Origin of the sequence: Bradyrhizobium sp. SUTN9-2 (assembly GCF_003122645.1) — a bacterium.
GTDB lineage: Bacteria > Pseudomonadota > Alphaproteobacteria > Rhizobiales > Xanthobacteraceae > Bradyrhizobium > Bradyrhizobium yuanmingense.
Genome location: NZ_LAXE01000001.1, coordinates 5,863,619 through 5,888,003, shown reverse-complemented (window position 1 = coordinate 5,888,003; position 24,385 = coordinate 5,863,619). Strand labels below are relative to the sequence as shown.

At 63.8% G+C, this 24,385-nt stretch carries 20 protein-coding genes; 12 read left to right on the top strand and 8 right to left on the bottom strand.

Annotated features, from left to right (window positions below):
- Positions 1 to 35: 35 nt before the first annotated feature.
- Positions 36 to 1,115 carry a Cj0069 family protein gene (locus tag XF30_RS27280; RefSeq protein ID WP_109144381.1) on the bottom strand — a complete coding sequence of 360 codons (1,080 nt, stop codon included), beginning with the start codon at positions 1,113 to 1,115 and terminating at the stop codon, positions 36 to 38.
- Positions 1,116 to 1,562: 447 nt separating this feature from the next.
- On the opposite strand from XF30_RS27280, the gene XF30_RS27270 reads away from it, so the two are divergent.
- A complete protein-coding gene (locus tag XF30_RS27270; protein ID WP_036023215.1) occupies positions 1,563 to 2,447 on the top strand; it encodes a DUF1259 domain-containing protein in 885 nt (294 codons plus the stop codon).
- Between the two features lie 164 nt (positions 2,448 to 2,611).
- On the top strand, positions 2,612 to 2,806 hold the full coding sequence (locus XF30_RS27265) for a hypothetical protein (RefSeq protein ID WP_225111727.1): 195 nt from the start codon (positions 2,612 to 2,614) through the stop codon (positions 2,804 to 2,806).
- A 66-nt stretch (positions 2,807 to 2,872) separates the two neighbouring features.
- Here the strand turns inward: XF30_RS27265 and XF30_RS27260 are convergent, their stop codons facing one another.
- Positions 2,873 to 3,673: an IclR family transcriptional regulator gene (locus XF30_RS27260; protein ID WP_036005860.1), complete on the bottom strand. Its 801-nt coding sequence runs from the start codon at positions 3,671 to 3,673 to the stop codon at positions 2,873 to 2,875.
- Positions 3,674 to 3,842: 169 nt separating this feature from the next.
- On the opposite strand from XF30_RS27260, the gene XF30_RS27255 reads away from it, so the two are divergent.
- Genes XF30_RS27255 through XF30_RS27235 form a run of 5 tightly spaced genes read left to right on the top strand, consistent with a single transcriptional unit; the run spans position 3,843 to position 8,251 of the window.
- The gene (locus tag XF30_RS27255; protein WP_109145870.1) at positions 3,843 to 5,003 is read left to right on the top strand and encodes an aminotransferase class V-fold PLP-dependent enzyme; all 1,161 of its coding nucleotides are present in this window, start codon (positions 3,843 to 3,845) and stop codon (positions 5,001 to 5,003) included.
- A 22-nt stretch (positions 5,004 to 5,025) separates the two neighbouring features.
- Entirely contained in the window at positions 5,026 to 5,919 is an 894-nt protein-coding gene (locus XF30_RS27250) for an amino acid ABC transporter substrate-binding protein (protein ID WP_109144379.1), read from the top strand.
- A 49-nt stretch (positions 5,920 to 5,968) separates the two neighbouring features.
- The gene (locus XF30_RS27245) at positions 5,969 to 6,763 is read left to right on the top strand and encodes an amino acid ABC transporter permease (RefSeq protein ID WP_109144378.1); all 795 of its coding nucleotides are present in this window, start codon (positions 5,969 to 5,971) and stop codon (positions 6,761 to 6,763) included.
- The gene (locus XF30_RS27240; protein ID WP_109144377.1) at positions 6,760 to 7,455 is read left to right on the top strand and encodes an amino acid ABC transporter permease; all 696 of its coding nucleotides are present in this window, start codon (positions 6,760 to 6,762) and stop codon (positions 7,453 to 7,455) included. Before XF30_RS27245 ends, XF30_RS27240 begins: the two co-directional genes overlap by 4 nt.
- A 37-nt stretch (positions 7,456 to 7,492) precedes the next feature.
- A complete protein-coding gene (locus tag XF30_RS27235; protein ID WP_109144376.1) occupies positions 7,493 to 8,251 on the top strand; it encodes an amino acid ABC transporter ATP-binding protein in 759 nt (252 codons plus the stop codon).
- 168 nt (positions 8,252 to 8,419) lie between these two features.
- Here XF30_RS27235 and XF30_RS27230 read toward each other — a convergent pair whose 3' ends face one another.
- The 4 genes from XF30_RS27230 to XF30_RS27215 all read right to left on the bottom strand — a co-directional run bounded on the left by XF30_RS27230 (position 8,420) and on the right by XF30_RS27215 (position 12,881).
- Positions 8,420 to 9,202, bottom strand: a complete 783-nt coding sequence (locus XF30_RS27230; RefSeq protein ID WP_109144375.1) for a sulfite exporter TauE/SafE family protein — start codon at positions 9,200 to 9,202, stop codon at positions 8,420 to 8,422.
- A 220-nt stretch (positions 9,203 to 9,422) separates the two neighbouring features.
- Positions 9,423 to 10,007 carry a DUF1254 domain-containing protein gene (locus XF30_RS27225; protein ID WP_036005846.1) on the bottom strand — a complete coding sequence of 195 codons (585 nt, stop codon included), beginning with the start codon at positions 10,005 to 10,007 and terminating at the stop codon, positions 9,423 to 9,425.
- Entirely contained in the window at positions 10,004 to 10,582 is a 579-nt protein-coding gene (locus tag XF30_RS27220) for a DUF1214 domain-containing protein (RefSeq protein WP_109144374.1), read from the bottom strand. The genes XF30_RS27225 and XF30_RS27220 overlap by 4 nt, the downstream gene beginning before the upstream one ends.
- A gap of 10 nt (positions 10,583 to 10,592) precedes the next feature.
- Positions 10,593 to 12,881: a transglycosylase domain-containing protein gene (locus tag XF30_RS27215; RefSeq protein ID WP_036005842.1), complete on the bottom strand. Its 2,289-nt coding sequence runs from the start codon at positions 12,879 to 12,881 to the stop codon at positions 10,593 to 10,595.
- A gap of 293 nt (positions 12,882 to 13,174) precedes the next feature.
- On the opposite strand from XF30_RS27215, the gene XF30_RS27210 reads away from it, so the two are divergent.
- From XF30_RS27210 to XF30_RS27190, 5 genes are all read left to right on the top strand, one after another.
- Positions 13,175 to 13,684, top strand: coding sequence for a YcgN family cysteine cluster protein (locus XF30_RS27210; RefSeq protein ID WP_036005840.1), 510 nt, complete (start codon positions 13,175 to 13,177; stop codon positions 13,682 to 13,684).
- Between the two features lie 137 nt (positions 13,685 to 13,821).
- On the top strand, positions 13,822 to 14,955 hold the full coding sequence (locus XF30_RS27205; protein ID WP_109144373.1) for a patatin-like phospholipase family protein: 1,134 nt from the start codon (positions 13,822 to 13,824) through the stop codon (positions 14,953 to 14,955).
- Between the two features lie 11 nt (positions 14,956 to 14,966).
- Positions 14,967 to 16,988, top strand: a complete 2,022-nt coding sequence (locus XF30_RS27200; RefSeq protein WP_109144372.1) for a S8 family peptidase — start codon at positions 14,967 to 14,969, stop codon at positions 16,986 to 16,988.
- A gap of 11 nt (positions 16,989 to 16,999) precedes the next feature.
- Positions 17,000 to 18,322: a ComEC/Rec2 family competence protein gene (locus XF30_RS27195; protein ID WP_109144371.1), complete on the top strand. Its 1,323-nt coding sequence runs from the start codon at positions 17,000 to 17,002 to the stop codon at positions 18,320 to 18,322.
- Between the two features lie 199 nt (positions 18,323 to 18,521).
- On the top strand, positions 18,522 to 20,105 hold the full coding sequence (locus XF30_RS27190; RefSeq protein WP_109144370.1) for an MDR family MFS transporter: 1,584 nt from the start codon (positions 18,522 to 18,524) through the stop codon (positions 20,103 to 20,105).
- A gap of 1 nt (position 20,106) precedes the next feature.
- Here the strand turns inward: XF30_RS27190 and XF30_RS27185 are convergent, their stop codons facing one another.
- Together XF30_RS27185 and XF30_RS27180 are read right to left on the bottom strand one after the other, a co-directional pair.
- A complete protein-coding gene (locus tag XF30_RS27185; RefSeq protein ID WP_109145869.1) occupies positions 20,107 to 21,756 on the bottom strand; it encodes an alpha/beta hydrolase in 1,650 nt (549 codons plus the stop codon).
- An 83-nt stretch (positions 21,757 to 21,839) separates the two neighbouring features.
- Complete coding sequence (locus XF30_RS27180; protein ID WP_109144369.1) at positions 21,840 to 24,332, bottom strand: GAF domain-containing sensor histidine kinase; 2,493 nt, start codon at positions 24,330 to 24,332, stop codon at positions 21,840 to 21,842.
- Between the last annotated feature and the right edge of the window lie 53 nt (positions 24,333 to 24,385).

Here is a 24,385-nt window from a genome sequence, read left to right as displayed (position 1 = left end):
GAGAACGAGGGCTGCTGTCCAAACGCCCGGCGAGGCTATGTTCGGGCCTCTGTACGTTCGGTCCGCATCAGCCGTTGCTTCACCGTCCGGGCGAGCGCAGCCGGCGCCTCCTCGGGGATCGCAAAGCACGAGCTCGCGTTGATCTCGCAGAGCACGTAGGTGTCTGCGCCGGCCGCATCTTTCGGCCCGTACAGGAAGTCCGCATCCCAGATCACCGGCAATGACGACTCATCGACGCCGAGCGTTGCCATCATCTGCGGCGTCCATTCGTCCTCCATCGCTCCTCGCAGCGCCTGGAATGGCGGAGCATCAGGCCCGTGCATGATCCGCGGCCCGGGCTGCGCCTCAGGCGCCTCCGGTCCCTCCGGCGGCGGCGGGATCAGCGCCTTGATCTTCTGGTGTCCGAAGCCTGCGACTTTGGCGCCGCTCATGTAGCAGCGGATCATGCCGTCGGGCAGGCGCGGTTGAAACGCCTGGTCGATGATGCAGCCGCCCCAACCGAAATAGGGCTCGCACCGTGCGAGCAGCGCATCGATCGGCATGTCCTCCGGCGTGCTGCCGCGCTGCGCATGCAGCACGCGAACCATGCCTTCGGTATCGGGCAGGGCCTCAACCTTCCAGACCCCCTGGCCGCCATTGCCGCGGTTCTGCTTCAGCACGCGCGGGCCGCTGGCACGAAGGCGCGCCGGAAACTGGCTGCGGAAGCTTATGGCGGTGTCATAGCGGTGCGTGTCGGCGCCCCAGCCCAGATGCCGTGTCCGGTAGAGCACCTCCTTGACGCCCATCTTCAGAATGATGTCCGGATGCGCGCTCACCCATGGCCCTTGCGCCGCGACGTCGCGCAGCAGGGCGTCGAGCTCGGCGCGGGTCTTGCCCTGGTGGATCGGATCGACCCAGACCAGCACGCCGTCGGCTGCAAGCAATTGGTCGCGGACCGCGCCGGCAAAGCTCTCGTCATAGATCACTGGGAAGGCGTCGATGCCCGCGGCGGCGAGCGCTTCGAAGACGCGGACGAAGCGGCTGTTCTGCGCCATCGCCTCGCGCCGCGCGGCCGCGTCGCCGCGCGAGAGGATGGCTATAGTCTGGCGGGGAGAGGGGTGACGTTCGGTGTCCATGCGCAAGCTCCACGGATTTGCGTGCTGCGCAGAGCTTGGACCTGGGTCTCACGGGGAGTCTGCATCGTCCCCACGCCGACAATGTATGTGAAACCGCCTCGTAGTTTCAAGATGGCGGCTGGCGGGTTCCTTCAAAGGGTGAACTCTTCGTGACGTGACGCGGCCGTGCGCCGGTTGACAGTTCTGCCCTGCGGGTTTTTAGTCAGCGCGACGGGGATGTGCGATCTCCCCGCGAGGCGACATGCCCAAGCATCGCGTCCTGATCACCAAGGGCGCAGCATGTTCACACACCGCAACTCCATTCCACGACCCTCTCGGCTTGCCGGCATCCGAACCGCCATGGCATGCGCCTCCGCGGCGAGTCCGCTGTGTGTGGCGGAACGGCCGGAGCGGCCTCGCTTATCCGATTGGGGCAGGGACACACCCAGAGCTCAAGGGAGCTGATCCATGCATAAGACGGTTTCGGCACTGATCGGCGTCGCTGCCTGCTTCATCACGAACGCTCACGCGCAGGGCATCGACTGGCAAAAGGTCGATGAGGCACTGGGCCGCAAGCCAACCGTTGCGGACGATGTCCATCGCTACGGCTTCCCGCGCACCGATCTCACCGTGACGTTGGATGGCGTCACGATCAAGCCGGCGCTGGCGCTTGGCGGCTGGCTGGCGTTCAAGCCTGCGCATGGCGGAACCATGGTCATGGGTGACCTCGTGCTGCTTGAGACCGAGATCAATCCAGTGATGGCTAAGATGATGGCGAGCGGTCTCGAGATTACCGCCGTGCACAACCATCTGCTGCGCGCAAGCCCGGCGACATTCTACATGCACGTCGCCGGACACGGCGACCCTATCAAGCTGGCGTCGGCAATCCGTGATGCGCTCGCCGAAAGCAAGACGCCCCTGACGGTCGCCGCAGCCGGGAATCCGCCCTCTATCGATCTCGACACCGCAAAGCTCGATCAGATCATCGGCGTCAAGGGGCAGGGCAATGGCGGCGTCTACCAGTTCAATGTGAAACGGCGCGACCCGATCACGGAGAACGGCATGCTGCTAACCCCCGTCGGTCCAATGGGCGTCGCGACCGCCATCAATTTCCAGCCGACCGGCGGCGGCAAGGCCGCCATCACCGGCGATTTCGTGCTGACCAGCGACGAGGTGAATCCAGTCATCGCGGCGCTGCGGACGCATGGCATCGAGGTGACGGCGCTGCACAGCCATATGCTGAACGAACAGCCGCGACTCTTCTTCATGCACTTCTGGGCCAATGACGACGCGATCAAGCTTGCTGAAGGCTTGCGCGCGGCGATCGACAAGACCGCCAGCACCAAGAGCTGATCCAAGGCACAGAAAATGCACCGTGAGGCGTTTCAATGATTGAATGTCTGACGTGTTGGGGCAGCCGACGATGCGCGCCGCTTTGGCCTTTGCGTCGCGGGCGTCGGCACGGGCCGGTCTCGTCCTGGCCGCCTATGCTGGCTGTGCTGATGGGAGGAAACGCCATGGCCGAGAGCCTGAATTTTGACGACGCTCCTGCAGGAACAGCGCCGGCAGGGTCCGAAATTTCCGGCCTTCTGTCGATGGCGGGACCCATGGAGAGCCAGCCGGCGATACAGAAGCTGCGCGCCATCCTGCCGCCGCAAGAGCCCATCGCACATGCCCGCGAGTGGGCGAAGTCGCACCGCCCGAGATATTGACCAAGGCCTGATCCGGCTTGCAGGGCGAGGACAATCTCGGTGACTGTGGACGACGTTCGAGCAGCATCAGCTTGCCGACACGGCTTCGCTTACGCCGTCCTCATTGTCCGCGAGGATCGTCTCCGATAGCAGCGCAGCGGCCTTCTGCAGGGGAGCTATGAACCGATCCAGCTCGGTGAAGCTCACCCGTGCCACGGGAACAGACACACCCAGGCACGCGATCAGCTCGCGATCCGGTGAGAGGATGGGAACGGCACAGCCGACCACGCCTCGCACATATTCTTCATTGGTCTTGGCCCAGCCGCGCTTGCGGGTCTCATCGAGCACCTTCATCAGGTGCTCGACGTCCACGATCGTGGTTTCGGTGTATCGCGTCAGCGTGAGCGCGTGGCACAGCTTCTCGCGCGCGCGTTCCGGCAGCCGGCTCATGTAGATCTTGCCGGTCGACGTGCAGTGGAGCGGGGCCGCTTCGCCGGGATTGAATTGCAGGCCTTGAGGTTGCGATACGCGGACGCTGTCGACGTAAGCAACGACGTTGTCCCGCACGACGCCGATCTCGCATTGCTCGCCGATTTCGGCGGCGACGGCGCGGAGCACCGCGTGCCGGCGGGCGGTACGGAAAGCTGCGCCGATGACGCGGGCCGACAGCGTGACCATTTGATTGCCGACCACGTACCGCTTCGTTCCCACGGCTTTCTGAAGCAGCCCGCGCTGCTCCAGATTTCCGATGAGCCGATGCGCAGTCGGCAGCGGCAGGGACAGCGCAGCGGCGATGTCCGCGACCGAGGCTGCTCTGGTCTGGCTGGCGACATAGCCAATGATCGCGAAGGCGCGGTCCAATGGCCCGTCGGTACTCGGCTGCTGCATTTCGCCAGTCTCCACCCGAAGTACAATTATCATTTTTCGGAATGAAATATACTGGAATATGAAAATTTGTATAGGCACTTTTGTGTCGTGCCCATATCGTTGGCGCTGCTCGGTGGTGAACAGGATTTGTGCAGTGCGAGCCACCGGGGAAGTGCTTCAGGAGATCGGGATGTCAGGCCATTACGACGTCGATGCCGTGCGGAGGGAGTTTCCGGCTGCCGAGCGGATCACCTATCTCGATTCCGGCTTCCAGACGCCGCTTGCGCGCCCCGTCAAAGCGGCGATCGATCGTTTTCTGAGCGAAGGTCTCGAGACCGCCGGCCCGAAGAGCGTCTGGCTCGATCGCGTCGAGCAGACGCGCGAAAAGCTGGCGCGGTTTCTCGGCGTATCGGGCGACGGGATCGCCTTCACCAAGAACACCTCGGAAAGCATGAACATCGCCGCGAATGCGCTGCCGCTGCGCGCCGGTGACAAGGTCCTGATGATCCACGGCGATCATCCGAACAACGCCTACGCGTTCCTCAATCTGCGGCGCAAGGGTGTGACCGTCGCATTCGTGCCGATGACGGAGATCGTGAACGCCGACAGTCTTCGTCCCTACATCGATGCGAGCACGAGGGCGATCTCGATCTCGCAGGTGACATTCCATGCCGGCCATCGTTTCGACATCGAAAGCATCGGCGCCCTCTGCGCGGAGAAGGGGCTCCATTTCGTCGTCGACGTGATGCAGGCGATCGGTGTTGTGCCAATCGATGCGAAAGCCATGCGCGCGACCTTCATCGGTTCGGGCAGCCATAAGGGGCTGCTCGTGCCGCAAGGACTGGGCCTGCTCTATTGGGACAAGTCGAGGGCTGAGCTCGAGCCGACCTATCTTGCGGCCGCGAGCCTCGCTGAAGTCCCGGCCGATCTGATCGCCCGGCCTGACAGGCTCGATCCGGCCCCGAGCGCGCGCCGCTTCGAGCTCGGCAATTTCAATCTTCCGGCGATCCATGCCCTCGATGCCTCGCTCGACATGATCGAAGCGCTGGGCGTCGAGAACATCCAGAACCATTGTTTCGATCTCGGCGATCATCTCATCGCCCGGCTCGATGTGCTGGGCGTTCGCCTGGTCGGCCCTCGCGCGCGGCAGCATCGCGCGCCGCACATCTACGTCATTGCGCTGCCCGCGGCCGAATGGCTCGGCCATTTCGAGGAGAATAACGTCCGCGTGTCGCCGGAGCGGGACGGCATTCGCGTGTCGTTCGGGATGTTCAACACGATTGCCGACGTCGACCGCCTGATCGAGGTCATCCAGCGGCGCGGCGTGAAGCCATCATCGAGAGCCGCATAGGCTGTCCAGCAAGGAGACGTACATGACGAAGTTTGCATGTGTCTTGAGCATTCTGTCGGTCATTGGCGGCCTCGGCAGCGCCGCTTCTGCCGCCGACAGCCCCACGCTGGCCAGGATCAAGTCGAACGGCGCCATCACCATCGGTCATCGCGAGGCCTCGATCCCGTTCTCCTATCTCGGTCCCGACCAGAAGCCGATCGGGTTCTCGCTCGACCTCTGCGCGGCCATCGTCGAGCGCGTCAAGGCGGAGACCGCCTTACCCAATCTCAAAGTCAATTACGTTCCGGTGAACTCGTCCAATCGCATCCCGCTGATCCAGAGCGGCACCGTCGACATCGAGTGCGGCGGCACGGCCAACGACAGGAAGCGGCAGGAGCAGGTCTCGTTTTCCGTCGCCACCTTCGTCAGTCAGCCGCGCTGGCTGGTCAAAGCGGACAGCGGCCTGAAGACGGCCGGCGATCTCAAGGGCAAAACCATCGTCGTCACCCAGGGCTCGAATGCCGTCGGCTTCGCGCAAGGCGTGAATGCGAAGGAGCAGCTCGGCTTCAACATCGTCCAGGCAAAGGACCATGCCGAATCCTTCCTGATGCTGAACACCGGCCGCGCGGCCGCGTTCATGGAGGACGACATTCTGCTCGCCGGCCTCAAGGCCGCAGCTCCGAAGCCGGATGCGCTGATATTTCTCCCCGAGGGTTACGCCAAGATCTATTATGGCCTGATGTTCACGAAGGGCGATACCGGCTTCAAGGCGCTGGTCGACGGCGTTCTGTCGAAGCAGATGGCGTCGGGCCAGTTCGAAAAGACCTACGCCAAATGGTTCACTAGGCCAATTCCGCCCAAGAATGAGAACCTGGCGTTTCCGCTGACGGTCGAGCTCACGGAACGGATCGCGCGTCCCAGCGACGCGGTGGACTAATTGCGAGGTCGGCGGAGAGTGTCCCGCAAACCGAGCCCCGAGGTTCGCCATGTTTGCAGTGCTTCTTGAACAGACAGCGGACGGCCAGCGCTATATCGACTGGCTCGTGTCGGGCCTCGGCTGGACCTTGGCGCTGGCGTTCTTCGGCTGGTGGATCGCCTTCGCGGTCGGAGTAGTCGTCGGCATCGGCCGCACCGTGCAGAACCGGGCCGTCGCGGCGCTTGCCCGCCTCTATGTGGAGATATTCCGCAACATCCCCGTGCTGGTGCAGATGTTTCTCTGGTACTTCGTCCTGCCGGAGATTCTTCCCGCCTCGCTCGGGAACGCCATCAAGCAGATTCCGCCGCCCTGGGGATCGTTCTTTCCGGCGCTGGTGTGCCTCGGTCTCTACACCGCCGCCCGGATCGCCGAACAGGTGCGTGCCGGGATCGAGGCCCTGCCGAAAGGTCAGGTCGAAGCGGCAAGCGCGCTCGGGCTCGGTGGCTATCCGACCTATCGCCATGTCATCGTTCCGCAGGCGCTGCGCCTGATCATCCCGAGCCTGACCAGCGAGGTGATGGGCATCTACAAGAACACCTCGGTCGCGCTCACCATCGGGCTGATGGAGCTGACGGCGCAGGCCCGCCAGATCAGCGAAGCGACGTTCCAGACCTTCACCGCTTTCGGCGCCGCGACGCTTGTCTACCTCGCGCTGGCGCTCATCGCCTATCAGGGGATGGCGCTGATCGACAGGGCCGTGCGCATTCCGGGCACGAGCCCTGCGGACGATGCTGTCAAGCCGGGCGCGACGCACGCCATCCAACCGATTGATGCCCTGCCTGACGCGATGGAGGTCGTGAAGTGACCAGCCTCGATTTCTCCGTTGTGCTTCAGGCGTGGCCTTACCTCTGGTCGGGCCTGCTGTTTTCGCTGGCGCTGACCGCCGTTGCTTTCGTGGTCGGCCTGGTCCTCGGCACCTGCCTGGCCCTCGTGCAGCACTTCGAAGTGCCCGTGCTCGGCAAGCTCGTGCGCGGCTATGTCGCCCTGATGCGCTCGATCCCGCTGATCCTGGTCCTGTTCTGGTTCTTCTTCCTGGTGCCGATCGTGCTCGGTCATTTCGGCGGAAGCGGGCGACCGGTCCCGATCGGCGCCACCTGGACCGCCTTCATCACCTTCGGTCTGTTCGAGGCCGCCTATTATTCGGAGATCATCCGCGTCGGATTGCGCGCCGTGAACCGGGGACAGTTCGAGGCCTGTCAGGCGCTCGCACTCTCCACCTTCGACACCTATCGCTCCGTGATCCTGCCGCAGGTGCTCCGCGTCGCCAGCCCGATCGTCCTGAGCCAGACCATCATCCTGTTCCAGGATACCTCGCTGGTCTACGTGCTCTCGCTCACCGATCTGCTTGGCGCAGCCTCGAAGCTGGCGCAGCTCAATGGCCGTCTGGTCGAGATGTATCTGGTCATTGCGGTGGTCTACCTCGCGATCAGTTCGGCGGCATCGCAATGCGTGGCGTCCTTGCGCAAGCGATATGCGATCGCGGGACTACGCCGCTAGCGCTGCGCACGGTCATCCCAGTCTTTGGAGAGGAAAAATGCTTGAGTTCGCTGAGGGGAATCGGGCGTCCATCGTCACCGTTGAAAATTTGGTGAAGCGGTTCGGCCATTTCACGGCCCTGAACGACGTCAATCTCACGGTCGCGGTCGGCGAGAAGATCGTGCTGTGCGGGCCCTCCGGCTCGGGCAAGTCGACCTTGATCCGCTGCATCAACCACATCGAAAAGCACGATGCGGGGCGCATCGTCGTCGACGGCATCGAGCTGTCGGACCGGATGACCGACGTCAACGGCATACGTCGCGAGGTCGGCATGGTGTTCCAAAGCTTCAACCTGTTTCCGCACCTCTCCGTCGTCGAGAACTGCATGCTGGCGCCGATGAAGGTGCGGGGCCTGTCCCGCACTGATGCGCATGAGCGCGCGATCAGTCTGCTCCGCAAGGTGCGCATTCACGACCAGGCGAACAAATATCCGGGGCAGCTCTCCGGCGGCCAGCAACAGCGCGTCGCCATCGCGCGGGCGCTGTGCATGCAGCCGAAGATCATGCTGTTCGACGAGCCGACCTCGGCGCTCGACCCGGAGATGGTCAAGGAGGTGCTCGACACCATGGTGGAGCTCGCGAAAGACGGCATGACCATGGTCTGCGTCACGCACGAGATGGGCTTTGCCCGCGAGATCGCGGACCGGGTGGTGTTCATGGATCGCGGCTCGATCGTCGAGGAAGCCGATCCCGAAACCTTCTTCCGCGCGCCGAGGACGGAGCGGGCGAGGGATTTCCTCGGCCAGATCATCCATTAAAGCGCGATGCGATTAGGATGAATCGTCATCGCGCTTTAGGTTATTGTTTGAAGCATGATCTTTTCGGAAAACCGCTTCACACTTTTCCGGATCATGCTCTAGCGATCCGTCTCGATCTGCGAACCGATCGAGGGCGCATCGCCGGTTGCGGCATTGTTTCGAACCAGCCTACTCATGCCGCCAGATTCTCACCGCCGAAATGACCAGGATCACGGCCAATCCCGGCAGAAGAATCGAATTCGGGACGACGCCGAGAAGCAGGCCGCCTATGAATGTCCCGACGACCGACCCGATGGCCATTGCAAGCATGAACTGCCAATTCGCGCGGAGCACCGAAAAGCTCTGGTCGCGACTATAGCGCGCAAATCCCACCAGCATGGTCGGCAGGCTCACCGCGAGCGAGAGGCTGCCCGCCAGCTTCACGTCCGCGCCGAACAACAAGATCAGGGTGGGGATCAGGAATTCCCCTCCGGCAACGCCGAGCAACGATGCCACGATCCCGATCGCAAAGCCCGCTGCTATGCCCGCGACGATCAGGCTCACGCCTGTCAGCGCCGGTGGGGTTGCCGCCTCGTTGCCATATGCGAACAGAAGCATGCCGGCGATCAGGAGCAGCAGGACGGCAATGATCCTGTAGAGCGTCCCGGACTCCAGACGCGTCGCCCAGGATGCCCCCGCATAGGCGCCGACGAGGCTGCCCGCCAGCAGGTTCAGGATGATCGGCCAATGGGCATGTATCTCCGCGAACGGAACGGCGCGTGCGCGAAACGGCAGTGCGCTCGCCACCACGATCAGGCTCGTCGCCTTGTTCAGAATCACGGCCTCGAGGCCGCGAAATCCGAACAGGCTGATGAGCAGGGGCAGCCGAAATTCTGCACCGCCGAGACCGATCAAGCCGCCCAGAGTGCCGATGATTGTGCCCGAGCCGAACGCGGCAGGATTGTTTCGCATGGACACGGAAAGATGCGCCAAAGACAACACCCGCGACGGACGGCTCCGTGCGGGTGTGATCAACTCTCGATGATGCCAGTATGCCCCTGTTTTGCCCGACGAGTCAAAGGTACGCAGGCGTCCCCGGCGGTATCGTTGCGGTCGGCGGAAGAGCGTAATGATTTCAACGCCCAGCTACTGTGCATGGGGTTGTTTTCGCACTTTTTGTTGGCGGCCGCGCTCACCGCCGGCTGCGCGGTGCCTCGGCCTTGGCCGGTGGCTCGGTCTGCGGGGCGCAGGTCGCAGCCTGGAGCGAGCCTTGCGCCTGCTGCATCAAGCCGGGCTCGGGCGCGAGCGCCTTCATCAGGATCAGGCCGGTCGTGGTCGGGGAATCGATGATCAGTCGGTCGGCCGCGGTGACCTCTTCGTCCTCCGGCAGCTCGCTATGCTGCGCTTCCGTCATCAGGTCGAGCTCGATCACCTTGCGCCCCGCGGAGCGGTCGTTGATGGCGTAATAGGCGATCTCGTTGCGGGTGTAGAACGACACCGAGGTGTAGGCCTGGCTCACCGGCACGGTGAGCTTGATCGGCCCGCCAGACAGATCATAACGACAGATCGCCAGCGCGAAGGCCGGATCCATGAACGGCATCGGCGAATTGTTGGGATCGGCGAGGGGAAGCTGGGTGACGGCGTTCACCCTGGTCATCGGCGTCAGCCGCGAATAGGCATCCTGTGTGGCAATCCGCGGCAGCGCCAGCACGCTGACGAGATGGACCACGAGGCCCAGCACCACGCCGGCGACGACGGTGAAGACGAGCCGGATCATGAGCAGCCCACCGTGGTGATGCTCGGCATCGGCGCATCGCGCTGGGTGCGCGTTCCAACGCCGACCGGCGTGTCGTAGAGACGCAGCATCAAGGCGTAGCGCTCGATGCCGCCGGTCGGCAGCCAATTGCCGGCGCGCGAGCGCGAGGCGATCCGGATCTCGAACGAGCCGTCGGAGGAGCGCACGATCTCCTGGCTGGTGAAGCCGTAGCGCTGCAGCGAATTGGCGACGAGATAGCCCTTGCGGTCGTAGAGCGTCAGCGTCCAGAACCGCGCCGGCGGCGTCACGCCGGAGACGACCACGTCGCAGCGGCCGTCGAGCGCCTTCTTCCTGTCGTCGGTGGTGGCGGTGAAGGCGACACCGTCGCCGGTGCCGATCGGCAGCTCACCGTTGCGGACGATGGTGGCGCGCGAATAGGGATCGACGTCGGCGGTGCCGGTGCGCGGCCGTGCGGTCCAGGGGCCGATGGTCAGCGCGCCGATCTCGGTGCCGCGCGTCGTGGTCATCCACGTCGCGCCGACGCCGACGACCGTCGCGAGAAGAAGCGCCGTCAATGTGGTCAGGATCAGCCGCACTTGCTTTCGATCAGTTCTTGCGCGGGGCAGAGGTGTTGGCGTTGTCTTCCGCATAGTTCTGCGGGAAGGCGAGCGCGCTCGTCGACGAGGACGGCCTGGCCGGCTTGCTGTCATTCGCCGTCGATTTGTTCGCGGCCTTTGCCGCATCATCCAGCAGCTTCTCGACCCGCACCAGGATGTCCGCGCCGCGCTTGGTCAGCACCGGCGGCGGACCGGGCTTGGTCTCCAGCACCTTCGGCGCTGCGTTGGCCTGCGCGTTGCTCACATGCTGCGGCGGCAGCTTCTGGCCCATGCCGATGCCGGGAATCTCCCGGACCTCCACGCCCTGATGCGCCACGAGCATGATGTCGTGCCAGGTCTGCGCCGGCAGCGAGCCGCCGGTCATGCGGTTGGTCGGCGAGTAATCGTCGTTGCCGTACCACACCGCGCAAGTGAAATTGCCGGTGAAGCCGACGAACCAGGCGTCGCGATAGGCATTGGTCGTGCCGGTCTTGCCCGCGGTCGGAATGCCGTCCAGCGCGGCGCGCCGTGCGGTGCCTTCGCTGACGACGTGGCTCATCATGCCGGACATGTCGGCGGCGACGGAAGCCGGGATCGCCTGCCGCGGCTTCGGGCCGTCGCGGTCCCAGCGCCAGACCAGGTCGCCCGCGCCGGTGCGCACTTCCAGCACCGCATGCGGCGTCACCGCCTTGCCGCGATTGGGGAAGGTCGCGTATGCGACAGCGTGCTCGAGCACGTTGACCTCGTCCGAGCCGATCGGCAGCGACGGCGTGTCGGGCAGCGGCGCCTTGATGCCGAAGCGGCGCGCGACCTCGACGATCTTGGCGCGGCCGACCTTGGCGGGGTTCTGCGTCTTGGGCTCGTTCTTCCGGCCGATCTCGATCGACAGCTTCACCGGCACGACGTTGATCGAACGGGTGATCGCCTGCGTCAGCGTCACCGAGCCGGAATAGGAATGGCCATAATTCTGCGGGCACCAATTGCCGATGCAGACCGGGCCGTCGACCACGATCGAGTTGGGCGTGTAGCCGTTCAGCAGCGCGGTGGTGTAGACGTAGGGCTTGAACGAGGAGCCGGGCTGGCGATAGGCGTCGGTGGCGCGGTTGAACTGGCTGGCGCCGTAGTCGCGGCCGCCGACCATCGCGCGGATGCCGCCGTCGAGATCGGCGACGACGGTCGCGGCCTGCGTCGCGTGATAGTCGCGGCCGAACTGGCGCAGCTGGTTCTCGACAGCGTCTTCGGCCGCCTTCTGCACGTTGGCATCGATCGCGGTGCGCACCACGAAGACGCGCTCGGTGTAGGACTTCGGGAAGGTATCGACCAGCTTGCGCATCTCGTCGAAGGCGTAGTCGAGATAATAGTTCGGCGAGGCCTCGTCGCGGCGGTCGACCGCGAAGGCCGGGTTGCGGCGGGCGCCGAACACCTGGCCCTCGGTCATGAAGCCGGCATCGACGAGGTTGTCCAGCACGACGTTAGCGCGCGCGCGGGCGGCGGGCAGGTTGATGTGCGGGGCGTACTTGGTGGGCGCCTTGAACAGGCCGGCGAGCATCGCCGCTTCCGCCAGCGTCACGTCGCGCGCGGACTTGTTGAAGTAGAAATGCGCCGCGCCGTCGACGCCGAAGGTGCCGCCGCCCATATAGGCGCGGTCCAGATAGAGCTTGAGGATCTCGTTCTTGGTCAGGCGCCATTCCAGCCAGATCGCGAGGAAGGCCTCGTTGACCTTGCGCTCGATGGTGCGCTCGTTGCTCAGGAACAGGTTCTTGGCGAGCTGCTGGGTGATCGAGGAGCCGCCCTGGCGCACGCCGCCGGCTTGCGCGTTGGTGACGAGCGCGCGCGCGGTGCCGGCGATGTCGATGCCGAAATGCTCGTAGAAGCGGCGGTCCTCGGTCGCCAGCGTCGCCTTGATCAGCACGTCCGGAAAGTCTTCCAGCGGAATGGAGTCGTTGTGCTTGATGCCGCGGCTGCCGATCGGGTTGCCGTAGCGGTCGAGGAAGCTCACCGCGAGGTCGGACTTCTTCAGCCAGTCCTCGTCCGCGGTCTCGCGGAAGGCCGGGATGGCGAGGGCGAGCATCACGACGAGGCCGCCGAGCCCGAGGGTTGCGGCCTCCGAGAACGGCTCGATGAACACCCAGCGCTTCCACCGCCCGACATAGAAGCGGTCCATGAAGGTCGAGTAGCGCTCGTAGAGCTCGCGGATGCCCTTGGCCGAGGAGAACAGCGAGGAGTCGATGCGCGCATCGAGATCCAGGAAGAAATTCCGGATCCTCTGCTTCCAATGCGGTGGTATGATCTGGCGCACCTAGAACCCTTGCGGCTTGCTTCGAAAGCGTTCAAGCACCCGGCCGGGGCGGCATCGAGACGTCTTGCGGGTATGTTGCGGCAAACCCAAGGCGCCCGGCCAGCATCCGAGGGACTTGCTGTTCCTTCTAGCCGAGCGGGGCTCATAAACCAATGGCCACGCTCGCTATTTTGAACAACAGGCCTAATTGACCCCCGGTTCATTACGGGCCTCAAAGGGGCCTCGCTTGCACCATTGCCGCCGCGCGCCCTAGATGGCGTTGCCGTAGCTCTTTCGAACTGTTGTTGAGGCGCATGACCGCAGCTCCCAAACGATCTCAAGGCCAGGAAGGATTCTTCTGGAAAACCAAGACGTTGGAACAGATGTCGGAGCGCGAGTGGGAAAGCCTGTGCGATGGCTGCGGCCGCTGCTGCCTGAACAAGCTCGAAGACGAGGATACCGGGCAGATCTACTTCACCCATATCGGCTGCAAGCTGCTCGACGGGACGAGCTGCGCCTGCAAGGACTATCCGAACCGTTCCGACAAGGTTCCGGACTGCGTCCGCCTGACCCCGGCCAATGTCCGCACCCTGAACTGGCTGCCGCCGAGCTGCGGCTACAAGCTCGTCGCCGAAGGGCGCGACCTCTATTGGTGGCATCCGCTGGTTTCGGGTGACCCCAACACCGTGCACGAAGCCGGCGTCTCCGTGCGCGGCCGCGTGGAGAGCAGCGAGGAGGAGGTCCCGGACGAGGAGCTCGAGGACCACATCGTGCAATGGCCGGCGACCTTGCCGAAGCGAGCGCGCCTGAAGAAGCGACCTTGAACAGCTGTGCGCAGCGGTCGCATGCAGATGCGCTTCACATTCAGGGGTTGAGGTGCTAAGCTGGTTGTAGATTCTGCTATGGCTATATTCAGGTTGTTTTGAATTGCTGAAGGTACCCTAGGATTTTTGGGGGCCCCATGATTACCGATCCGGTTCACCCGATACCGACCGACGACGAGAACAAGCCGCTGAAACCAACCACTGCGCTCTGCCTTTCCGGCGGAGGATATCGCGCGATGGTGTTTCATGTCGGCGTCCTGTGGCGCCTATATGAAACAGGACTGCTGAAGAACGTCAGGCGCATATCGAGCGTTTCCGGCGGGTCGATCACTGCCGGCATGTTGGCGCTGGCGTGGCCGGGCCTCAGCTTCACACCCGACAGCGTCGACAGCGATTTCATTCCGAAATTCGTCGCGCCGTTGCGCGCCTTCGCCGGCATCACAATCGACGCCGAGTCGGTCATCCTGGGCGCACTGTTACCAGGCAGCATCGGCGACCGGATTGCCGAGGCGTATGACGATCACCTGTTTCGCGGCAAGACTCTGCAGGATATGCCTGACGAGCCGCGCTTCGTGATCAATGCGACGAACGTGCAGTCAGGCGCGCTCTGGCGCTTCATGAAGCCCTATATGCGCGACTACCGCGTCGGCGAGGTGAAGAATCCAGAAATTCTGCTGGCGCAAGCCGTGGCGGCGTCCTCCGCTTTTCCTCCGGTCCTCTCTCCCTTCGAATTGCGCCTCAAGGACAGCGATTTCGTGCCCGGTACCGGGCTCGACCTGCAGCGGCCTCCATTTACAACGCGCGTCGTTCTCAGCGATGGCGGCGTCTACGACAATCTCGGCCTCGAGACCGCATGGAAGCGCCACCAGACCGTTCTGGTCAGCGACGCCGGCGGCAAGATCGAGGCTGAGGAGGAGCCGGAGACGGATTGGCCGCGGCATTCCTACCGGATCCTCAATCTGATCGACAATCAGGTGCGTTCGCTGCGCAAGCGCCAGGTCATCGACTCCTTCAAATCGGGAACGCGCAAGGGCGCCTATTGGGGCATCCGCACCGACATCGCGAATTACGGGCTGGCCGATGCTCTGCCGTGTCCTTTCGAGCGTACATTGCAACTTGCGGAAGTGCCGACACGTCTGAAGCGGTTGGACGCGACGACGCAGGAAAGACTGATCAACTGGGGCTACGCCGTGTGTGATGCAGCCCTGCGCAAGCATCTCGCGGCGGTCGGGCCGCCGCCCGCCTTTCCCTATCCGCAGTCTGGTGTCTGAGGAAGACGACAATGGCGGACGACAAGGGGCGTAAGCGGCGTGCAAAACCGCAAAGCGGCACACCCAAGAGCCGCGGGCCGACTTGGCCGGTCTCGGCCGACGGAAGACCCAAGCAGTTCTCCGTTCCGCCCGAAGTGGTCGAACATATCCTCCTGGGTCCCCGCGACGACAGGCGCGTGCTGCAGGACTCGCCGCTGCTCGGCGATGTCTGGGCGGCTTACGCTCTCGATCCGGGCATCGCCCAGGACGTTCTGATTACGCCGCACAAGAATGCGACCGCGGTGAGCGTGGCCCGTACCATCGCAGGCGCGCTGAAAGTGCCGGTCGAATCTGCGCCGCCTGCCCGGCCTCCAACAAAGGCCAAGGTCGCCTATTTGCAGGGGCTCGTCGGTGCGCGGCTCTATTTCGACCAAGTGCTGCGCATCCTGGTGCCGCGGACACAATGGTGGCGCGAGCCGAAGGTGGCCGAAAGGATCGAAGGCGTGGATGCCGGCGATAATCAGGGGACGATCAAAAAGTTGCTCCAGCAAGGGCCGAAGAGATCCAACGCGCTGCGCGAACGCACATTGGACAATGCCACGTCGCTCCAAAGGTATATCGCGCTCGCCGGATTGATTTACTGGATTTGCAAGCTGGAACGTCCCGTCGGTTGGGACGAACCACTGGAGCCACTGACCTTTGAGCAGGCATTGGAACGATACCGGGACTATGCTGACGAGATTCTCTCCGGCATGTTCGCACTTTATGAAGTAGTCAAAGCGGACGAGAATGCTCGGCAGCAGAACGACGGCGTCGATACCAGGAGCGAGCCGGCGGAAGAGAGACCAACTTGTATTTTCCAGGTATCGCTCAACCGATCGGCCGTTCCCGCGCTCGATCGGTCGGTGCCAGCGGTCAAGGCCGACGCTGCGAGGTCGCTGTTCAACGTCCAGTGCAAGAACATCGTTTGGGCAGTTCTTGATTCCGGTATTCAAAACAATCACGACGCGTTCATGACGTCCGGCGAGAAGCCGACGTCGCGTGTCAGGAAAATCTTCGACTTCACGAATATTCGCGAGATCGTTAGCAGTGAGACGGGTGACGTCGATGCTCAAACCCGCGAAAAGCTGATCCGAACGTCCGGGCTCGCTGGAGCCGAGGTGGACGTCAATCTAGAGAAGATTGCCGAAGACTTCGAGAAGGAGCGCCCCATCAACTGGGCGACCGTCGAAAGGCTAATCACGGTCAAGAGGCCGGATCCAAACGACAAGTCTGAAAAGCTGCCCAGTTCGCACGGGACCCACGTTGCCGGAATCATCGGAGCGGACCAGAAGGACGGCAAATACGCTGGCGGCATGTGCCCGGACATCGGACTGTACGATTTCCGCGTGCTGGGTGCGAGCCTGGAGGAGACCGAGTTCGCCGTTATCGCTGCCATGCAGTACATCCGTTACGTCAACGAGCGGCACAACTACATCATGATTCACGGCGCGAATCTCAGCCTCTCAATTCCCCATAACGTGCGCAATTTTGCATGTGGGCGGACGCCGATTTGCAACGAATGCGAGCGTTTGGTCGAAAGCGGAGTGGTGGTCGTGGCCGCAGCGGGTAATCGCGGCTTTCAGAAATTCGAAACGAAGGACGGTCCGTTCGAAAATTACGCCGCCTTCAGTATTACCGATCCAGGAAACGCCGAGGGCGTCATCACGGTTGGATCGACCCACGGGAATTGGCCGCATACATACGGAATCAGCTTCTTCTCGAGCCGCGGTCCAACTGGCGATGGCCGCGCGAAGCCGGATCTCGTCGCGCCCGGTGAGCGAATTCTATCGACCGTTCCGAATGATGATTGGGCTCCGGAATCGGGCACCAGCATGGCGGCTCCCATGGTCAGTGGAGCCGCGGCGATGCTGCTCGCCCGATACGAAGAGCTGATCGGGCAGCCGCGTCGGGTCAAACGCATCCTGTGCGAGAGCGCGACGGATCTTGGCCGCGAGCGCAGCTTTCAGGGGCACGGCATGCTCGACGTGTTGCGGGCTCTTCAATCGATCTGAGGAGGAATGCGATGCATTTTAGCCTTGACGTCTTGCGTGCCCGCAAGGGCGATTGCCTGATCCTTCATTTCGGAACAGCTGACGATCCGCATCTGATGCTGATCGATGGAGGACCTGCCAAGGTCTATAAGCCACATCTGGCGCCGAGAATCGCGCAGATTCACCGTTCGCGCGAATTGGAGCCGAATGATCCCTTGCCGATAGACGTTGTGATGATCAGTCATATCGACGACGATCACATCAGGGGCATTCTCGAACTAACGGCGGATCAGCTGGGCAACAGTCCCGATCTCCGTCTCAAGGTCGCCAGCCTGTGGCACAACAGCTTTGACGATCTGCTTACGACTGCGCCTGAAGAACTGTTGTCCGGATTTGGGCCGGCGTCATTCGAGGCAGGCACTGCGCGCAGGCCGGATTTTGACGCAATTGAGCCCGACGAAGAGTCCGACGAGGAAGAGGTGCATCAGACGGTGGATGTTCTCGCCGGCATTTCGCAAGGCCGTCAATTGCGTGATGATCGGGAAGTCTTGCAACGTCGGTCGCCGGCACGTCGGCAATGGAAACTGAACCACAAATTCGACGGCGAGCTGATCGTCGCAACCGAGGATACGGAAGCGGTGACGTTGGATGGCGGCCTCAAGATGACCGTGGCCGGACCGATGCAGCCGGAATTGATGGCCCTTCAGGAGGCCCACGATAAATGGCTCCGGGAGCAAAAGCAGGGGAAGAAAAGCCCGGAAGCAATGCTGGCGGCATTCGTCGACAAGTCGGTGCCCAATCTCTCCAGCATCGTCGTTTTGGCTGAAATGGGCGGCAAGAGCATGCTGCTGACCGGCGACGCGCGTGGCGACAAGGTCTTGGAGGGACTTGAGCTAGCCAGGTTGCTCGCCCCCGGAAAGACGCGCCACGTCAATCTTCTCAAGGTGCCGCACCACGGCAGCGACAACAATATGGAGACGATCTTCTTCGAACGTCTGCCTGCCGATCACTACGTCTTCTCAGGCGATGGCGAGCACGGTAACCCCGAACGAGCGACCCTGGAAATGCTGCTGAAAGCACGGGGCGTCGACGCCGAATACACAATCCACCTGACCTATCCGATTGACGAGATCGATATCGAGCGCCAAGCCGACTGGGAAAAGGAGCAGGCGAAGGAAAAGGCGCGCAAGAAGAAGAATCCGGCAACCAAGAAGCCGGTTCGAGAAAATTGGTCGCCGGAAAAGCACAGCCTCGGCGCTCTGTTCCGGAGCAATCCCAAGTTCGGCAAGAAAGTGGTCATCGTTGATCCCGGCAAACCGCATCTGATCAACTTGCTGGACCCCATTGAGCTTTAGTGGGCTTGGGGGCGCTCAGGCCCCAAGTAGTACCTCAATACTGCGCCGCTCCGCCTGTCGATCACGGAGCCGCGAGGATGCGTCGGCGGGATGCACCCATGCGTCGCGGTGCCTGCCTGGGAAGAAATTTCCCCTCTACATTGGGCTGCATAGTACGAATCCTTCGCGGTGTTGCACCGCGTCACGACGCCCGATCGAGATGAACAAGTTCGACCGGCAGAGCGATTCTGCCGACATCCAGGCCTTGCCCGACGACATTGCCGAAGAGCTGTCCCGCCTGCCGAGCGAGGTCATCAGCGTCGACGACGCGCCCTCGATCGCCCCGCCGGTGCCGCTGAGCTCCGACGAGGTCCGCACCATCGTCATCAGCCTGATGCTGACGATGTTCCTGGCCGCGCTCGACCAGACCATCGTGGCGACGGCGCTGCCGACCATCGGACGCCAGTTCCAGGACGTCTCCAATCTGTCCTGGGTGATCACCGCCTATCTGCTCGCCTCGACTGCGGTTGCGCCGGTGTTCGGCACGCTCAGCGACATCTACGGCCGCCGCGTCATGATCATCATCTCGCTCAGCCTGTTCGTCGCGGGCTCGGTGCTGTGCGCGATCGCGCCGAACATGCCGATGCTGATCCTGGCACGCGGGCTTCAGGGCCTCGGCGGCGGCGGCATCATGCCGGTGGTGCAGACCGTGATCTCCGACGTGGTGAGCCCGCGCGAGCGCGGGCAGTACCAGGCCTATTTCTCGAGCGTCTGGATGGTCGGCGGCATCCTCGGCCCGGTCATCGGCGGCGTGTTCGCGGAGCATCTGCACTGGTCGATGATCTTCTGGATCAACCTGCCGCTTGCGGCCGCAGCACTCGCATTGCTGCTGCCGAAGATGAAGAAGATCCCGGTGTTCCACCGCAAGCGCAAGGTCGACTGGCTCGGCGGCCTCTTGCTGATGGCGTCCGCCGTGGTCTTCATGCTGGTGCTGACCTGGGGCGGGACGCGCTATGCTTGGCTTTCGCCGACGGTGCTGGCGATGGTGGGCGGTGCCGTCGCGCTCGCGGTGACCTTCGTGTGGCACGCCCGGCGGGCCGACGAGCCGTTCTTGCCGCTGCCCTTGTTGACGGGATCGGTGGCGCCGTTCGCGCTGACCGCGGGCGGCTGCGGCCTCGGGGCGATAACCGGCCTGACCGTGCAGCTGCCGCTCTATTACGAGCAGGTCTATCATCTCACCGCCAGCGAGGCGGGGCTTGCGCTGATCCCGCTCGCGGCGGTCTCGACCGTCGGCGCGGCCGTCGCCGGCCGCACCATGGCTCGGGCCAAGCACTACAAGCGCGTCGCCATCGTCGGCACGTCATGGGCCGCGCTGTGCGGTCTCGTTCTCACGGTCACCACCTTGCCGCTCTGGGGCCTGCTGCTGCTGATGGCCGCATTCGCGCTGGGACTCGGCACGACTTTTCCGGTGTGCGTGGTCTCGCTGCAGAATTCGGTGGCGCGTCCGCAAGTCGGCACCATCACCGGCGCGATGAACTTCTTCCGCTCGCTGATGTCCTCGTTCACGGTGGCGGCCTTCGCCGCGATCCTGCTCATCGCGCTCGGCACCGACGTCCCGCTCGCCGGCGAGCATCACGCCGCGGGCGCCGTCGCGATACCCGCCGACGACATGCGGCACGCCTTCCGCTACGTGTTCGGCGCCGCCACCGCGCTGATGACGATCGCCGCGCTGTGCCTGATCGCGATGGAGGAGCGGCCGCTGGCCGGACCGTCGGCCAAGCAGCCCGTGGAGATGGCCGAGTAGGCTAGCCGCCTCGATCGGCGTAAGGCTCGTTTGCGACATTGCCCTCGGCGGCCTTTCGCGCCGCCGCTGCAAGATGGGTCTTGAGCTGCGCCAGCGCGTCGGGGGACCAATCATGGACATCGGTGACGGCGACCCAGGCATCGACGTAATGTTCGGGCGCATAGACATGGCCAAAGCCCATCGGCGTATTGGTCGCGACCGCCATGTCGAGGGCGAGCTGCAGCATCGTCACGACTGGATACCATCGCAGCTCCGGTGACACATCCGGCCCGCGCGGCGCCGTCATCCAGTCAGGGGCCCGATAGGCGTCGTGATAGGCGAAGAAGGTGATCGCGTCGCTCGCATATTGCAGATAGACGACGCGCATCGGACCCCAGGGCGCATCTGCCGGCACCGACGGTCCATTCTGGTTCATGAAGCGCACGAAGCGGCCGTCGCGGAATTCCGGCAGCCAGGCCGGCGTGCCCGGATTGCGGTTTGCCGTGATCGAGCGCCAGATGCGACTTTCGAACGGCGCGCCGCTCAAAAGTGCGCCCGCAATCGGATCGCCGATCATCTCAAACAGCTCTGCGGATTTTTCCGAGTTCATCGCGCCGAGGCTCAGTCCGTGCAGGTACAGCTTCGGCCGCCGGTTCTTCGGCAGCGTCGCCCAGTAGCCGTAAATTTCCGAAAACAGGGCGCGCGCCGCTTCTGCACCGGATTCGGGCTGAAACAGCAGCGACAGCGGACTGTTGAGATAAGAATACTGCATCGCGACACTGGCGACGTCGCCATGGTGGAGATATTCGACGGTGTCCATCGCGGCAGGGTCGATCCAGCCGGTTCCGGTCGGTGTAACGACGATGAGTGTGTCGCGTTCAAACCCGTGCTGCCGCTTGAGCTCGTCGAGCGCAAGCCTGGCGCGCGCTTGTGCCGTCTCGGCGCCGCCAAGGCCGACATAGACCCGCACGGGCTCCAGCGCGGGCCTTCCTGTAACGGCGCTGATCTCCGTTGCGGTCGGCCCCGAGGCAATAAATCTGCGCCCCATGCGTCCAAGCTGCGTCCACTTCACCAGCGAGGCGGCACTTCCCGTTCGTTCGGGCGCGGTCGGCTGCGGCCGCTCGGGCTCGAGCAAGGCGTCGACTTCGCGAAAGGACACATCGAGCGCGTTGAACGCCGTGCGGATCAGGACATTGCTGGCGATTGACCAAAACAACAGGCCCGCGGCGAGCACGCCGATGACGTTCGCGATCCTCCGCGGAATGACGCGCCTCGCACGCGCGGCGATGAGGCGCACGGCAAGCGCGAACAGCCGCGCCAGCACCAGCAGCACGACGAACGTCATCACGGCGATGGCGCAGACCTTGAGCGGATGGGCGGTCTCGACTGGCGCCATCTTCATCACGGTGCGGATCGAGTTCTGCCATCCGGCCGCCTGCCACAGAAAAACAATGACGACGAGCAGGCAGGCGGCCGCCACCAGCGCGTTTGCGGTCGATCTCAGGCGCGCCGGCGGCTCGGGCAATTCCAGATAGTGCCACAGCCAGCGCCAGACGTTGCCGGCGAGATAGCCGATCCCGAAGCAGGCGCCGGCGATGGCGCCCTGCGTGAGATAGCTCCGCGGGATCAGCGTCGGCGTCAGCGCGGCTGCGAAGAACAGGGCACCGAGCATGAGGCCGACGCCGGAGAACGACAGCAATTGCCGCCGAATGAGCCACGCCAGTTTGCCGAAAGCACCCACCGCGCGATTCAACCTCAGCTATTGTCTGACAGACCACTCTTGCGCGGCAGCACGATCGTGAATTCAGTAAACTCGCCCGGCTCGGTCGCGACGTCGATCGTGCCGCCGTGCTGCTTCACGACGATGTCGTGGGTCATCGACAGCCCGAGGCCGGTGCCTTCGCCGGCTGGCTTGGTGGTGAAGAACGGATTGAACATTTTCTCCTTCACATCGTCGGCAATGCCGGTGCCGTTGTCGCGGATCGTGATCTCGACGTCATCGCCGCGATCGCGCGTCGCGGCGGTCACAATCGGCTCGTAACCGGCGGCACCGTCGGCCTTGCGCCTGATGACCGCGTGGAAGCCGTTCGAGATCAGGTTCAGGAGCACGCGGGTGATTTCCTGCGGAAACACTTCGGCCTGTCCGGCCGCTGGATCGAGCGCGCGCTTCAGCGTCACGTGGAATCCGGGCTTCTCGGCGCGTGCGCCGTGATAGGCGAGATTCAGGCTCTCCTCGACCAATGCATTGATGTCGCTCAGCCCATGCTCGCCGCCGCCTTCGCGCGAATGCAGCAGCATGTTCTTGACGATGGAATCGGCGCGGCGGCCGTGCTGCACGATCTTGCCGAGGTTGTCCTGCAGAAGCCCCGTCAGCTCGTCGACCTCGCTGCGGACGTTCTCGGGGAGCGGGACCGGCGCGAGCACCCCGTTCAGCTCCTCGGTCAGCTCGGCAGACAGCGAGGCGAAATTGTTGACGAAGTTGAGCGGGTTCTTGATCTCGTGCGCGATGCCGGCCGTGAGCTGGCCCAGTGACGCCAGCTTCTCGGTCTGGATCAGGCGGTCCTGCGCGGCGCGGAGATCATCGAGCGATTTGGCGAGCTCGCTGGTGCGGTCCTGAACCTCGTTGAACAGGCGCGTGTTCTCGACCGCGATCACGGCCTGGTCGGCAAAGGTCTTGAGCAGGTTGATGGCTTTGTCCGGAAAATAACCGGGCTCCCGCCGCGTGACGGCGATGGTGCCGATCGCAAGGCCATCGCGCAGCATCGGCACCACGAGGATGCTGCGATAACCGCGTGTTCGCGCCAGCTCCTTCATGGCCTCGGTAAGATCAGGCTCGTTCTGCATGTCGCTGCGGAAGGCATACTCGCCGCTGCTCGCCACCCGACTGTGAATGCCCGATGAGGACAGCGGCGTCGGAAATGAGTTCAGCAGATCCGCATTGCCGGCCTCATTGTCGGTCGTGAAGGCGGCCAGATGCAGCATGCCGTCGACGAGGCGGGTGACAGTGGAGGAGTGCGCTCCGATCAGCGCCTTGGCGCTGTCGGAAATGGCCTGGAACACCGGCGTGACATCGGACGGTGAAGCCGCGATCACCTTGAGAATGTCGGCAGTCGCAGTCTGACGTTCCAGTGCTTCCTTGGTCGCGTTGAACAGGCTGACATTCTTGATCGCGATCACGGCCTGGTCGGCGAAGGTCTGCAGCAGGCGCACGTGATGCTCGGCGAAGTTGCCGGTCGCGCGTCGCGTCGCGATGATGATGCCGATGGCTTCGCCTTCGCTCATCAGAGGCGCGAACAGCATGCTGCGATAGCCGCGGGCCCGCGCGATGTCGCGCGCGGCCGGCTCGACCTCGGTGTCGGGCAATTGCGCCGCGGTACCATTGGCCACGAGCTGGTAGGGCGGAAATTGTGCGAACGGCACCGGAAAGGACGCTTGGAGCACGCGATCGCCGGCCGGATCGGTCGGCGTGAATGCCGCAAGGTGCGCGGCACCGTCGATATAGCGGAGCACCGCGGTGGAGAAGCCGCCGATCAGCCGGTTGGCGTTGGTGGCGATGGCCGCGAATACCGGCTGCACGTCGGACGGGGATGCCGCCATCACCTTCAGGATGTCGGCCGTCGCGGTCTGGCGCTCCAGCGCCTCCTTCGTCTCGTTGAACAGGCGCGCGTTCTCAATCGCGATCACGGCTTGGTCGGCGAAGGTCTGCAGCAGCTGGACGAGGTCGGGCGCGAATGATCCTGGCTCGGCGCGGGTGACGCTGATCATGCCGACCGGCGCGCCCCGGTTCATCAGCGGCATGAATAGCACACTGCGGAAGCCGCGCAGCCGCGCCAGCTCCCGGTTCAGTTCAGGGACGTCGGCCGCCTCGCTGTCGGGAAACTGGATCGTCTGGCCCTCCCGCACGAGGCCAAAAGTCGGGAAGTCCGCGATCTTGCGCGGGAACGACGCCTTGAGCCCCGCGTCCGCCTCCGGATTGGTCGGCGTGAACGCCACGAGGTGAAGCTCGTCGCCGATGAACTGAAGCACGGTGGCGGAGAAGCCGCCGAGCAGGCGCTTTGCGCTGGCGGCGACCGCCGTAAAGACCGGCCGCGCATCGGACGGCGAGGCGGCGATGGTACGCAGGATCTCGGCGCTGGCGCTCTGGCGATCCCGAGCCGTCGCAAGCTCGGCCCGCAGCTGCGCAATCTCGGCGGCGGCCGACCCCAATCGGCGCTCGAGTTCCTCGATTTCCTGCAAAACGGTCGTCATTCCCGGTCCAGCTTGATGCCGCGGGCGTGCGCGGCACCGGGCCGGATTATCAC

Excerpts from the sequence above, each read along its gene's own strand:
- XF30_RS27280 (WP_109144381.1), bottom strand. The coding sequence starts at position 1,115 with ATGGACACCGAACGTCACCCCTCTCCCCGCCAGACTATAGCCATCCTC.
- XF30_RS27270 (WP_036023215.1), top strand. The coding sequence starts at position 1,563 with ATGCATAAGACGGTTTCGGCACTGATCGGCGTCGCTGCCTGCTTCATC.
- XF30_RS27265 (WP_225111727.1), top strand. The coding sequence starts at position 2,612 with ATGGCCGAGAGCCTGAATTTTGACGACGCTCCTGCAGGAACAGCGCCG.
- XF30_RS27260 (WP_036005860.1), bottom strand. The coding sequence starts at position 3,673 with ATGCAGCAGCCGAGTACCGACGGGCCATTGGACCGCGCCTTCGCGATC.
- XF30_RS27255 (WP_109145870.1), top strand. The coding sequence starts at position 3,843 with ATGTCAGGCCATTACGACGTCGATGCCGTGCGGAGGGAGTTTCCGGCT.
- XF30_RS27250 (WP_109144379.1), top strand. The coding sequence starts at position 5,026 with ATGACGAAGTTTGCATGTGTCTTGAGCATTCTGTCGGTCATTGGCGGC.
- XF30_RS27245 (WP_109144378.1), top strand. The coding sequence starts at position 5,969 with ATGTTTGCAGTGCTTCTTGAACAGACAGCGGACGGCCAGCGCTATATC.
- XF30_RS27235 (WP_109144376.1), top strand. The coding sequence starts at position 7,493 with ATGCTTGAGTTCGCTGAGGGGAATCGGGCGTCCATCGTCACCGTTGAA.
- XF30_RS27230 (WP_109144375.1), bottom strand. The coding sequence starts at position 9,202 with ATGCGAAACAATCCTGCCGCGTTCGGCTCGGGCACAATCATCGGCACT.
- XF30_RS27225 (WP_036005846.1), bottom strand. The coding sequence starts at position 10,007 with ATGATCCGGCTCGTCTTCACCGTCGTCGCCGGCGTGGTGCTGGGCCTC.
- XF30_RS27210 (WP_036005840.1), top strand. The coding sequence starts at position 13,175 with ATGACCGCAGCTCCCAAACGATCTCAAGGCCAGGAAGGATTCTTCTGG.
- XF30_RS27205 (WP_109144373.1), top strand. The coding sequence starts at position 13,822 with ATGATTACCGATCCGGTTCACCCGATACCGACCGACGACGAGAACAAG.
- XF30_RS27200 (WP_109144372.1), top strand. The coding sequence starts at position 14,967 with ATGGCGGACGACAAGGGGCGTAAGCGGCGTGCAAAACCGCAAAGCGGC.
- XF30_RS27195 (WP_109144371.1), top strand. The coding sequence starts at position 17,000 with ATGCATTTTAGCCTTGACGTCTTGCGTGCCCGCAAGGGCGATTGCCTG.
- XF30_RS27190 (WP_109144370.1), top strand. The coding sequence starts at position 18,522 with ATGAACAAGTTCGACCGGCAGAGCGATTCTGCCGACATCCAGGCCTTG.
- XF30_RS27185 (WP_109145869.1), bottom strand. The coding sequence starts at position 21,756 with ATGCTCGGTGCCCTGTTCTTCGCAGCCGCGCTGACGCCGACGCTGATC.
- XF30_RS27180 (WP_109144369.1), bottom strand. The coding sequence starts at position 24,332 with ATGACGACCGTTTTGCAGGAAATCGAGGAACTCGAGCGCCGATTGGGG.